11 protein-coding genes and 1 other RNA gene are annotated in these 12981 nt (G+C 46.1%); all 12 read left to right on the top strand.

The features are described 5' to 3' along the window. Window positions 1-48 precede the first annotated feature (48 nt). The 12 genes from era (at window position 49) to rnpB (ending at window position 12312) form a co-directional block, all read left to right on the top strand. On the top strand, window positions 49-942 hold the full coding sequence (era, locus tag PODO_RS22900; RefSeq protein ID WP_036683823.1) for a GTPase Era: 894 nt from the start codon (window positions 49-51) through the stop codon (window positions 940-942). 113 nt (window positions 943-1055) lie between these two features. Next, window positions 1056-1199, top strand: a complete 144-nt coding sequence (locus PODO_RS30725; protein ID WP_076098533.1) for a YqzL family protein — start codon at window positions 1056-1058, stop codon at window positions 1197-1199. Window positions 1200-1235: 36 nt separating this feature from the next. After that, window positions 1236-1991, top strand: a complete 756-nt coding sequence (gene recO, locus PODO_RS22895; protein WP_036683821.1) for a DNA repair protein RecO — start codon at window positions 1236-1238, stop codon at window positions 1989-1991. A 420-nt stretch (window positions 1992-2411) separates the two neighbouring features. Beyond that, a complete protein-coding gene (glyQ, locus tag PODO_RS22890) occupies window positions 2412-3299 on the top strand; it encodes a glycine--tRNA ligase subunit alpha (RefSeq protein WP_036683820.1) in 888 nt (295 codons plus the stop codon). Beyond that, window positions 3292-5367: a glycine--tRNA ligase subunit beta gene (gene glyS / locus PODO_RS22885; RefSeq protein ID WP_038572893.1), complete on the top strand. Its 2076-nt coding sequence runs from the start codon at window positions 3292-3294 to the stop codon at window positions 5365-5367. Before glyQ ends, glyS begins: the two co-directional genes overlap by 8 nt. A 162-nt stretch (window positions 5368-5529) precedes the next feature. Further along, on the top strand, window positions 5530-6003 hold the full coding sequence (locus PODO_RS22880; RefSeq protein ID WP_036683807.1) for a YaiI/YqxD family protein: 474 nt from the start codon (window positions 5530-5532) through the stop codon (window positions 6001-6003). A gap of 30 nt (window positions 6004-6033) precedes the next feature. After that, window positions 6034-7869 carry a DNA primase gene (gene dnaG, locus PODO_RS22875; protein WP_232061436.1) on the top strand — a complete coding sequence of 612 codons (1836 nt, stop codon included), beginning with the start codon at window positions 6034-6036 and terminating at the stop codon, window positions 7867-7869. A gap of 40 nt (window positions 7870-7909) precedes the next feature. Next, window positions 7910-9043, top strand: a complete 1134-nt coding sequence (gene rpoD / locus PODO_RS22870; RefSeq protein ID WP_036683799.1) for an RNA polymerase sigma factor RpoD — start codon at window positions 7910-7912, stop codon at window positions 9041-9043. Between the two features lie 110 nt (window positions 9044-9153). Then, on the top strand, window positions 9154-9978 hold the full coding sequence (locus tag PODO_RS22865) for a hypothetical protein (RefSeq protein ID WP_036683797.1): 825 nt from the start codon (window positions 9154-9156) through the stop codon (window positions 9976-9978). Next, window positions 9954-10754 (top strand): tRNA (adenine(22)-N(1))-methyltransferase, encoded by an 801-nt coding sequence (locus tag PODO_RS22860; RefSeq protein ID WP_244886381.1) that lies wholly within the window; start codon window positions 9954-9956, stop codon window positions 10752-10754. The genes PODO_RS22865 and PODO_RS22860 overlap by 25 nt, the downstream gene beginning before the upstream one ends. Next, window positions 10730-11845, top strand: a complete 1116-nt coding sequence (locus PODO_RS22855) for a Nif3-like dinuclear metal center hexameric protein (RefSeq protein WP_036683794.1) — start codon at window positions 10730-10732, stop codon at window positions 11843-11845. Before PODO_RS22860 ends, PODO_RS22855 begins: the two co-directional genes overlap by 25 nt. Window positions 11846-11909: 64 nt before the next feature. Continuing rightward, window positions 11910-12312, top strand: an RNA gene (gene rnpB / locus PODO_RS30280) — RNase P RNA component class A. Window positions 12313-12981: the final 669 nt, after the last annotated feature.

The raw sequence follows: 12981 nt of genomic DNA, 5'->3' as shown, positions 1-12981 counted from the left end.
ATGATTGAAAAAGATTGAACTAGAAGGTAAGTATGGAAGGAAGATAATATGAAATTCAAATCAGGATTTGTCGCAATTATCGGCAGACCAAACGTAGGTAAATCAACACTCATGAATCAGGTCATTGGCCAGAAGATTGCCATCATGTCGGATAAGCCACAGACAACCAGAAACAAAATTCATGGTGTTTACACAACAAACACTTCACAAATCGTATTCCTGGACACACCGGGGATTCATAAAAGACAGTCCAAGCTAGGCGACTACATGAACCAGACTGCAATGAGTACACTGGGTGAAGTAGAAGCTGTGTTATTCCTTGTGGATGCGTCAGAGGGCTTGGGCGGTGGAGACCGTTACATTGCCGAGCAATTAAATGGTCTGAAGACACCGGTGATTCTGGTGCTCAACAAGATCGATAAAATAGAGCCGGAAGCTCTGCTCCCGCTTATGGCTCAATATAACAAGCTGCATGATTTTGCCGAAATTATTCCGATTTCTGCGAAGATGGGCAGCAATGTTAACACGCTGTTAGAGCAGGTTGCCAAGTACTTGCCGGAAGGCCCTCAGTATTATCCGGAAGATCAAATCACGGATCACCCCGAGCAATTTGTCTGCGCGGAATTAATCCGGGAGAAAATTCTGCATTTGACTCGTGAAGAAGTGCCGCACTCTATTGCTGTAGCCATCGAAGATATGAAGGTTGAGCCTAATGGAGTAGTACATGTTTCAGCTGTTATTTTTGTTGAGCGTGATTCCCAAAAGGGAATTATTATCGGCAAGCAAGGGGCAATGCTGAAAGAGGTCGGCAGACGGGCTCGGACAGATATTGAGAACCTGCTGGGTTCGAAGATTTTTCTGGAGCTATGGGTAAAAGTGAAAAAAGATTGGCGCAATCAGGACCGCGTTCTGCGGGATTTGGGCTTCCATAAAGACCTTTAAGTTAATTCCGTTATTCCTCGTTTGGTAGGAATTGCAAGGATAGAACCTGCTCCATCGCACCATCCTAATTCTTGATAAGAGACATCGTCTTTCCCAAGAAAGGATGAATACGAATGCGAAACTTTTCGTGGAAGTATTTTGCAATGACAGGAGACGTCGATGCTTACCTGCTGTATAAGGAAGCTGGCCATCCGCTTGAAGATAGTGGATTACAGCTAGTGGAGGAAGAGAAGGCCTGTGATGAAGAAGCGCAATAAGGACTGGTTGCTTGCCGAATGGTTGGGGGAAGAGGCATGCTACACAGGGTGGAAGGGATCGTCATCCGCAGCATGGACTACGGCGAGGGGAACGCAATTATTACGCTTTGCACCGAGAACGCGGGAAAAGTAGGGGTTCTGGTGCGTGGCGCAAAGAAGGTCAAAAGCCGCCATGCTGCATTGATCCAACTGTTCACCGTTGGGGAATTTGTTTTTTTTAGAAATAATGGAGGACTTGGGACACTGAATTCTGGCGAAATTACGAAGTCTCACCATCCGCTGCGTGAGGATTTGATCAAAGCTGCTTATGCGTCTTATGCGTGTGAACTGCTTGATCGTGTTCTGCATGATGAGGAAACGGGAAGCTTCTGGTTTCGCCAGCTTACGGCCTGTCTTAATGCACTTGAAGAGGACAAGGAACCCGGCGTTATCATAAATGTCTTTGAAATGAAAATCTTACAGGCAGCCGGTTATGGTCCTGAATTCGATTCTTGTGTAATTTGTGGTGCCGAGAAGCCGGATGATCAACTGCTGGTCAGCCCTCGCCTTGGAGGAGCACTGTGCCGCAGTTGTAAACATAATGACCCTCCAGCCATGGAGGTCTCTGCTCGTGCGTTGAAGCTGCTGCGATTATTCGCCAGACTTGACCTAACTAGACTAGGCAATGTGGATGTAAAGGAAAGCAGCCGGGATGAGCTGAAAAAAATTATGCGCGCCTTTATGGATGTGCAACTCGGATTAAAGCTGAAGTCACAAAGTTTCCTAGACCAGCTCGACAAGTACAAGATTTGACGAAAACTGATTTTTCCGTTACTATAGGATCAGTTTATTATATGATCGTCGTTATGCTCCAATTGGGGAGAGGCGTGCATTGATCGGGAAAGTAGTGGACTGTATTGTCGTTATTCAGCGAGCTGGGGGCAGTGGAAGCCTAGCGGGACAACGTTCATGAACATGGCACCCGGGAGTACGGATGCGGCGAATGAAAGTGGATTTCGTTCTTGTCTTGGCAGCAAACTTGCTCATACAAGGTATGAAATCAAGTAGGGTGGAACCGCGGGAGAATAAGTTAAGCTCTCGTCCCTATGTCTGTTAATCAGGCATGGGGGCGGGGGCTTTTTGTTGCTGTCAGGAGCTAAAAGTGCCGCCTCCATGGTAGAAAGTTTTAGGCAAGCTGTTGTAAAAAACTTGTAAAGCGAAGGAGACGGTATTATGAACTTCCAGCAGATGATTTTGACACTGCAGCAGTTCTGGGCTGAACAGAACTGTATCATCGTACAGCCTTATGACACAGAAAAAGGCGCCGGCACGATGAACCCTATGACTTTTTTACGCTCGCTAGGTCCTGAGCCTTGGAGAGTGGCTTACGTAGAGCCTTCACGTCGTCCCTCCGATGGTCGTTATGGAGAGAACCCGAACCGTCTGTATCAGCATCACCAATTCCAAGTAATCATCAAACCCTCACCAGATAACATTCAAGAGATCTATTTGGATAGCTTGAAAGCACTCGGTATTGATCCGCTCTTGCATGACATCCGTTTTGTAGAGGATAACTGGGAGAATCCGTCACTGGGCTGTGCAGGTCTGGGATGGGAAGTATGGCTGGACGGTATGGAGATCACTCAATTTACTTACTTCCAGCAGGTAGGTGGCATCGAAGCTAACCCTGTTGCTGTAGAAATCACTTACGGTATGGAGCGCTTAGCCTCTTACATTCAGGATAAAGAAAATGTGTTCGATCTTGAATGGGTAAGCGGTATGACTTATGGTGATGTTTTTCATCAGCCGGAGTTTGAGCATTCTACCTACACTTTTGAAGTATCGGATGTAAAAATGTTATTCTCGCTGTTCAACATGTATGAAGAGGAAGCGCGTAGAGCGATGGAGAAGCATCTTGTGTTCCCAGCCTACGATTATGTGTTGAAATGCTCACATAGCTTTAATCTACTCGATGCACGTGGAGCAATTAGTGTAACTGAACGGACTGGATTTATTACCCGAGTGCGTAATCTTGCCCGCTCCGTAGCGGCAACATATCTTGAGGAACGCGAGAAGCTTGGCTTCCCGCTGCTGAAGAAAGAAGGTGCTGACCGTGTCTAAAGATATCCTGTTTGAGATCGGTCTGGAGGAAATTCCTGCACGTTTTATCCGTGCTGCGATGGAACAGCTGCAGGATAGAATGTCCAAGTGGTTGGATTCTGCACGTATAAACCATGCTGGAGTTACTGCATATGCTACGCCGCGTCGTCTCGCTGTATTTGTTAAGGATGCGGCTGAGAAGCAAGAGGATATTAGTGAAGAGGTCAAAGGACCTTCACGCAAAATCGCGCTGGATGCTAACGGCGACTGGAGTAAAGCTGCACTAGGATTTGCCCGCAGTCAGGGTGTATCTCCAGAGCAATTTACGTTTAAAGAGCTAGCTGGCGTGGAATATATTTATGCCACAAAAAATAGTGCGGGTGTAGAGACTGCTTCTTTGCTCACAGAAGGACTTCTGGGTATTGTAAATGCGATGACTTTCCCGAAAAACATGCGCTGGGGAGCTTACGATTTTAAATTCGTTCGTCCGATTCGCTGGATGGTTGCTCTTTTTGGTAAAGAGATCATTGATTTGGAGATTACGGATGTAAAAGCGGGTAATGTGAGCCGTGGACATCGTTTTCTGGGTACAGAGACTGTAATCTCGGAGCCTGCACAATATGTGGAGAGCATGCGTGCGCAGCATGTACTTGTGGATGTGAAGGAACGGGAAACGCTTATCCTGGATCAAATCAACAAATTGGCTGAAGAGAAAAGCTGGACGATTGCGATTAAAGAAGATCTTTTGGAAGAAGTACTGTTCTTGGTAGAAACACCAACCGTGCTCTTTGGAACCTTTGATCCATCTTTCTTAGAGATTCCTCAGGATGTGCTGATTACCTCGATGCGTGAGCATCAGCGTTATTTCCCTGTTTTTGATGCAGCTGGCAAGCTACTGCCATTCTTTGTAACTGTACGAAACGGGAATGCAGAATCCTTGGATGTTATCGCTAAGGGAAATGAAAAAGTGCTTCGTGCTCGTCTATCAGATGCCAAATTCTTCTATCAAGAAGATCAAAAGATGAAGATTGACGATGCGTTAGCCAAGCTTGAGAACATTGTTTACCATGAAGATTTGGGCAGCGTAGGGGATAAGGTGCGCCGTATTCGCCAAATCTCTGATCGTCTGGCTGTGAAGCTTGGACTGTCAGCTACTGCTGTGTCCGAAGTAAGTCGCACTGCGGATATTTGTAAATTTGACCTTGTCACACAAATGGTTTATGAATTTCCTGAGCTGCAAGGAACAATGGGTGAAGATTATGCACGTAAAGCAGGCGAGCCTGAGACTGTGGCAAAAGCGATCTTCGAGCATTATCAGCCACGATTTGCAGGAGATGCTGTACCTTCAACAGAAGCGGGTTCAGTAGTCAGCATAGCAGACAAAATTGATACGATTGTTGGCTGCTTCTCCATCGGCATCATCCCGACAGGTTCTCAGGATCCATATGCGCTGCGCCGTCAGGCTGCAGGAATTGTTCAAATTGTGCTTGAGCATAAATTGCCAATTACGCTGCGTGAAATTTTTGAAGCGGCGATTGAAATTCATGAAAATTCAGGAAATACGAAACATTCTGGAGATGAACTACGTATAAACCTGTACGAGTTCTTCGGTCTGCGTGTAAAACGTCTTTTATCTGACAATGTACGCTATGATGTTGTGGACGCTGTTACAGCGGCTGGTTTTGACGACGTAGTAGATGTTGTGGGCAGAAGTCGTGCTCTTATGGCTGCTGTGTCCGACCAAGCAGATTTCAAGATTACCGTGGATTCGCTTACTCGTGTCAGTAATTTGGCAAGTAAAGCAACTAGTGAAGTGATTGATCCTGCTTTACTTAAAGAAGATGCCGAAATGCAGCTTTTCAATACATGGCAGGAGCTTCACACACCTTACCTTGAAGCTATGGCGGCAAAAAATGCCGAAGAAGCACTTCGGATTCTTTCGGGTCTAAAAGACGCCGTTACAACATTTTTTGATTCCGTTATGGTTATGGCTGAGGACGAGCAAGTGCGTGCTAACCGTTTGGCTCTGCTTGCTGGTATTGATGCTGACTCCAAGTCGTTCGCTGATTTCGCGAAGCTTGTCTGGTAATTTTAATCAAGAAAATTTGAATCTTATGGTATAGAATGTTGGTTTGGGGTATAAATATACGGAACGGTGCCAATGCGTCATTTGACATCCGTTCCGTATTTATGCTTAGAAAGAAGGATTTCTTGCGGAGAGGGCGTATATATATTACACGGGAAATTGGTGATGATCATGGAGAAGTCCCAGTCTAGAACGATAGTGGTGGATGGGGATGCTTGTCCGGTCAAAAAAGAGATCGCTGAGGTAGGTCGCACCTTTGGTGTTCCGGTACTTATGGTATCTTCTTATGACCATGCACTGAAAGCTGAAGAGGGTGTAACGGTTGTGCAGGTGGATCGAGGAGATCAGAGTGCCGATCTATATATTGCCAATCATATTACTGCAGGAGATGTGGTACTGACTCAAGATTATGGTCTTGCGGCACTTGCACTAGGTAAACGATGCAGTGTGCTTTCATTTCGTGGTCAGGAATACGACAATTCCAAGATGGATTTTATGTTGGAGGGAAGACATGCCAGGGCCGTGGAACGAAGACGGGGACATTATTCCAAGGGTCCAAAACCCATAACGGCAGAAGAAAAAACTTATTTTCAACATAAACTGACAAAACTTTTAATACTTTTGCAGGAGAATGTGTAGCAATAGCGAATTATATTTATTTGTTAAGAGATGAAGGTGGTTGAAGTGGCTAGCGGACACGGCAATATTCCGGAAGAGGTTATCGAAAGCGTGCTTGCGCGTCATGATATAGTCGATACAGTCGGTAAGGTTGTTCATTTGTCCAAGCAGGGGAAATATTTATGGGGCCTCTGCCCGTTCCATTCGGAGAAAACCCCTTCCTTTACTGTTACCCCCGACCGGGGAGTATTTCATTGCTTTGGCTGCGGTATGGGTGGAAATGCCATCAAATTTAGGATGGAAATCGAAGGATTAACCTTCCCCGAAGCTGTCAGAATAATGGCTGAAGAAAGTGATATTCCCGTTCCAGAAGGTAAGGGAGGTATGATGTCTCCCCCTGATCCGGAACGCGACCGGTTGATTCAAGCTTATGAATGGTCGGCAAAGTTCTATCATTACTTGCTGAAGAATACGGAACACGGCAAAGCCGCTATGGACTATTTAAGAGGCCGGAACTTCAGTGATAAAATGATTGACCAGTTTCAGATCGGATATGCTCCGGACCGCTGGGATACTTTGCTGCAGTTTTTGGAGAAGCGAAATTTTGACCTTGCGGAAATGGAGAAAGGCGGACTTCTGTCAGCCCGCGGTGAGGGCAAAGGCTATTTGGATCGTTTCCGTGGCCGGATTATTTTTCCGATTGCCAACCGTACAGGCAAGGTAATCGCATTCGCCGGAAGAATACTTGGAGAGGGTCAACCTAAGTATTTAAATTCTCCGGAGAGTAGATTGTTTAACAAAAGCCGGATATTGTACAATTTGCACCAGTCCAAAGCATCCATTCGCAAAACTCGACAAATCGTCCTGTTTGAAGGATACGGAGATGTCATCTCATCCTGGGAAGCGGGTGTGCATAACGGCGTAGCAACGATGGGAACGTCCTTGACGGAGGGTCATGTGGCACTTATGAAGAGCCTGGCTGATGAAATTATACTGTCTTACGACGGAGACCGGGCGGGACAAGCAGCAGCCATGAAGGCCATTCCGATGCTTGAAGGCAGCGGCCTGCGTGTAAAGATCGCCTTACTGCCAAGCGGGGTGGATCCGGATGAATTTATCTCCAAGCATGGAGGAGAAAGATTTAAAGATCAGGTTATTGATTCAGCAGTTTCATCCATAAAATTTAAGCTTATATATCTGAAAAAAAACCATATACTCCTAGAGGAAGATGGCAAAATCGCCTATGTCAAGGAAGCCTTAGAAGTTATTGCTTCACTGCATTCCTCAACAGAGCGAGAGGTTTATCTGAAGGAAATCGCTGCTGAACTCGAACTTTCATATGATAGTTTGAAGCAGGATTGTAATTTACTTAGGGCATCGATGCAAAAAAACATCCCTGAAGGGGATAATAACGACAAAAGGTGGAATAATGGTAGGCATAAAAAAGGGCAGGTGCAGACACCGACCTTACTACCCGCTTATCATGTCGCGGAACGGCGTCTATTGTCCTTTATGATTCAGGACCCGGAAGCCGCCACGTATGTGGGCGAACGCCTCGGAGAAGATTTCAACATCGTTGATCATGCGGCAATTGCTGCTTATCTATATGCCTATTACGCGCAAGGCAAACCACCCGGCATTAGTCGGTTTCTATCATCACTTCAGGATGATCGTCTGGAAAAAACTGCGACATCAATATCCATGATGGATACCCCTCCGGACTGGAATATGCAGGTTCTAGATGATTGTATTCGTGAAGTGCGGAAATACCCACTGCAACGCAAAATGGAACAGAAGCGTGAAGAGATGATTCAGGCTGAAAAGTCAGGTGACTTTTTGCGTGCGGCACAAATAGCAAGTGAGATTATAGCCCTAGAGAGACAATGACATGTTGACAGGATGTACCTAGGGAGGAGGGAGTCGAATTATGGCGAACGATCAGCATACTGAATTGGAAGCAGAATTTACTTTGGATCAGGTGAAGGATCAGCTCATTGAGCAAGGTAAGAAAAGATCATCATTAAATTACAAAGATATTATGGAGAAATTATCGCCGTTTGATCAAGACCCCGAGCAAATGGAGGAGTTCTACGAGCAACTCAGTGATTTGGGAATTGAGGTTGTAAACGAGAACGATGAAGAGGTTAACAGCCTCCGACCAAGCGAGGATAATGAGGATAAAGACAGCGATGATTTCAGCTTTGATGACGATCTGTCACTGCCACCAGGGATCAAGATTAATGACCCTGTCCGTATGTATCTAAAAGAAATCGGACGCGTTCCTTTGTTGTCGGCTGACGATGAAGTTGAGCTTGCTATGCGGATTAAGAATGGCGATGAAGAAGCTAAACGCCGTCTTGCAGAAGCGAACCTGCGTCTCGTAGTAAGTATCGCGAAACGTTATGTCGGACGCGGTATGCTGTTCCTGGATCTGATTCAGGAAGGTAATATGGGTCTGATCAAAGCAGTAGAGAAATTTGACCATAATAAGGGATTCAAATTTAGTACGTATGCTACTTGGTGGATTCGCCAGGCCATCACTCGTGCGATTGCGGATCAGGCGCGTACCATTCGTATTCCTGTACACATGGTGGAAACGATCAACAAGCTGATTCGGGTTTCTCGCCAATTGCTGCAAGAACTGGGACGTGAACCTTCCCCAGAGGAAATTGCGGCTGAGATGGAACTGACGGTTGAGAAAGTTAGAGAGATCATGAAGATTGCCCAAGAACCTGTATCCTTGGAAACACCAATTGGTGAAGAAGATGACTCTCATCTGGGAGATTTCATTGAGGATCAGGAAGCATTGGCTCCTGCGGATGCAGCGGCTTATGAACTCCTGAAGGAACAACTGGAGGATGTGCTGGACACGCTCACGGAGCGTGAAGAGAATGTACTTCGCCTGCGTTTTGGCCTTGATGATGGACGGACAAGAACGCTTGAAGAAGTCGGCAAGGTGTTTGGTGTTACCCGGGAACGGATTCGCCAGATCGAAGCCAAAGCATTGCGCAAACTTCGTCACCCTAGCCGTAGTAAACGGCTTAAGGATTTCCTTGAATAGTATTTCATGAACTGGACCTTCTGCTGCTCAGTGGCAGGAGGTTCTTTTATTTGAATTTACGCTGGTAAAAAATGTGTTGACCTTGTGTATCTGGAAAGAAGGATGAACCAGTGAATTTGGAAAAACGCGACATCATTATAAAAGAGATTCAGTATTGGAGAAAAAGCCGGTTGCTGCCAGAGCAGTATTGCGATTTCTTAACCAATCTGTATGACGATGAGGATGCGAATAAGGATAACAATCCAATTTCGCTGAGAAATTTACAGCAGGGAAGCATCAAAATTTGGCTGTTTTCTTTTGGAATTATTTCCTTGATTTTCTTGATTAGTCTTTATTTTAGCGTTTTTCCTTGGCCTTTGCAACTTGCAACCGCACTATCTGTATTAATTATTTGTTATGGATACTCCGCCGTTTATAAGGACCGGAACAATGTTATCAGTCTTATCCTAGCGGGGCTGGGCAGTGTTTTAACGCTTGGTTTTGGGCTATGGCTGATTGATTTGCATGATCTGGATCCTCAGCTCTGGAGGCCTATTCTAATTGGGTGCTGCGGCTTGTTATGGTGTATTTTGGGATTTTTACTCCGGATAGGTTTGTTGCAGTACTGTGGTTTTGCTTTTTGGGCATTACTGTATGCAGGGTTCTTCGGTGGAAGAAGCCCGGAAGCCTCTATATTTGAACTGGAGTTCCTATGGCTGCCATTGTGTGTGCTGATGGTATGGTTAAGCTGGCTTTTGCATCATAAGGTAAGGGGTGTTGCCAGTGTTTATTTTGCAGTGGGAGTATCGCTTTGGATCATGCCAGAGCTTGACGCTCTTTTATTAAGACAGGATTATCCGCAGTGGATTTCATTGATGCTGATCCTAAAGATTGCAGCAGGGTTAGCTTTGTTGTTTGGGTTTCGAAAAAAATGGATAACGTGGGTGGCAACATGAACAATGTGAAATTATCAGATCGGCTTCAGCAATTGCTGGAGCAAATTCCGCAAGGAAGCAGATTAGCAGATATCGGTTCCGATCATGCCTTGCTTCCTGTGGCCGCTGTCGAAAGCGGTAAGGCTGTGTTTGCAATTGCAGGTGAAGTAAACCCGGGTCCCTTTGATGCTGCTTGTAAGGGCGTTGCAGAGGCTGGACTAGGGAAGGTGATCTCGGTGCGCCGAGGAGACGGCCTTGAGGTTCTGGAACCTGGTGAAGTCAATTGTATCACGATTGCTGGTATGGGAGGCGCATTAATTGCCGCGATTCTGGACCGGGGTCAAAGCCAAGGTAAGCTAAAGGATGTTACAACCCTTTTGCTTCAGCCGAATGTAGGCGAGGATATTTTGCGCCGCTGGTTATTAAATAATAAATGGGTACTCGTAGCTGAGAGAATTTTGGAAGAAGACGGGAAGTTATATGAAGTATTGACGGCTGTACCAGAAAATACGGACGCTGGAATTACAAATGAAAGTGTATATCGTGACTTAACCTTGGGGGATTCCACTAAGGTCCTTGGGCAAGAGGCCTTGCTGCAAATGGGACCATGGCTGCTTCAAGCGCCAAATGCTGTGTTTTTTGCTAAGTGGCAGGGTGAGATTCAGAAATTGGAAGGCATTTTAACATCGTTGTCACGTTCAGAACTAGAATCTGCTGAGAATAAACGGAAACAGATTCAAGGTCAGATCAGGGAAATTACGGAGGTGCTACAATGTTTGCCAAGGGACAAACAGTAATTCAGTATATGGAGCAACTGGCTCCTAAGCATTTAGCTGAGGATTGGGACAAAATTGGCCTTCAACTGGGCACGCTGCAAAAAGAAATAACTAATGTATTAGTTGCTTTAGATGTGAATGATGAGGTAGTTGAAGAAGCGATTCGTCTAGGCTGCAATTTGATTATTGCGCATCATGCGATTATTTTCCGTCCATTGCAAGGAATCCAGACAGACACACCGACGGGCAAAATGTATGAAAAATTAATCAAGAATGACATTGCGGTGTACATCAGCCACACGAATCTGGATGTTACCGAGGGTGGAATGAATGATTGGATGGCGGAAGCTCTTGGCATAGAAAACGGAGTACCCATCAAAGACATTCATTCAGAGCAATTATCAAAGCTGGTAGTATTTGTGCCGAAGGATCATCATCAGAAGGTTCTGGATGCTATCCTGAATGCTGGAGCAGGGGCAATTGGCAACTATAGTCATTGCAGCTTCAATATCGAGGGATACGGTACTTTTATTCCAGGAGAAGGCACGGATCCTTATATCGGGGAAAAAGGTAAGATGGAACGTGCCGAGGAAATTCGTATTGAGACGATCGTCCCGCACTCCATCCGCAATAAAGTGGTGCAGGCTATGCTTAAGGCCCATCCTTATGAAGAGGTTGCCTATGATTTATATTCAATGGATCTTAAGGGCCGCAGCTTAGGACTTGGGAGGGTAGGAAAGCTCAAAGAGCCTACAACCCTTGGACAATTCGTGGAGACGGTAAAAAAAGGTCTGAAGGTAGACCATGTACGGGTTGTTGGTGATTTGGACCGTCCGATTCGTAAAGCCGCTGTTCTCGGTGGCTCGGGTGGAAAGTATTATAACAGTGCTATTTTCCGTGGTGCGGATGTCCTGGTTACTGGGGATCTGGATTATCATACAGTTCAGGATGCTGCGCTCGCCGGAATCACTCTGATTGATCCGGGACATAATGCGGAGAAGATCATGAAAGAGAAAGTAGCGGAGTGGATGGCTGGAAAATTGGCCGAGCATAAGTATGATACAGCTGTACATGCTTCGCAGGTGAATACGGAGCCATTTAAGTTCCTATAAAATTGCCATTTAATAATGCTTGTGCCAGACATGTGATGTCTGTATAATATATAATGTTGTTCGGAAAGTTTGACAGACAATCGCCGGTGACGTGAAGACGTCACGGGAGGAAAGTCCGGGCTCCATAAGGCAGGATGCTGGATAACGTCCAGTCGGCGCGAGCTGAAGGATAGTGCCACAGAAATGGACCGCCGATGGCCGCCTTAGGGCGGCACAGGCAAGGATGGAACCGAGGTGTAAGAGACCCCGAGGAACGCTGGTGACTTCGTTCCTGGTAAACCCCATCTGGAGCAAGACCTAATGAGACGCAGCTGAATAAGCAGCCTTAGCCTGAGGCGCGTCTAGGTTGGTCGCTGGAGCTGTGCAGTAATGTATGGCCTAGATAGATGATTGTCGCTTATGGTGGGAGGGTAGTTCCCGATCGAACCACGACGAGCACAGAACCCGGCTTACGGCAAACTTTCCTAACTGCAACGTTATAATAACAACACCATACAAACGGCGACGTATCCCGGTAACCCGGCTACGTCGCCTTTTTTGTTGCAAACAAATGCGGATAAGGCAAATATATAAAGCAGTGAATGCGTGAAAATGCAGGTGTTTAGAAATGTGAGATGCAGAAATTGGATTTTTTAAAAGAATTGCTAGCGGCAGATGGGCTGATGACTGGTGGTTGATGAGCTGATGGCTGATGGCTGGTGGTTGATGAGCTGATGACTGGTGGCTGGTGGTTGATGAGCTGATTGTTGATGGCTGGTGGCTGGTGGTTGATGAGCTGATGGGCTGATGACTGGTGGTTGATGAGCTGATGGCTGATGGCTGATGGCTGATGGCAGATGGCAGATGGTTGATGGGCTGATGAGCTGATATGCTAACGGACCGAGATGCAGCTATTTGTGTATTTTATGCCTTTTTGGAGGAGTTTCGGACTGGAGAGCCGTTATTCGGCATAAACAGGGTGGATATCGGGCGTTTTGAATCCAATAGTGACTATGGAGTCCGATAGCAAACTAAATGAGCGGAATTGATGCAAATAAGAGCGCTGGGGTCCGATACGAACCTCCCGAACTCCCGAACTCAGAACTCCAGAACTCCAGAACTCCAGAACTCCAGAACTCCAGAACTCCAGAACTCCA

This window comes from Paenibacillus odorifer, from assembly GCF_000758725.1.
Classification (GTDB): Bacteria; Bacillota; Bacilli; order Paenibacillales; family Paenibacillaceae; genus Paenibacillus_AQ; species Paenibacillus_AQ odorifer.
This window is presented reverse-complemented; position numbering and strand designations above follow the sequence as displayed.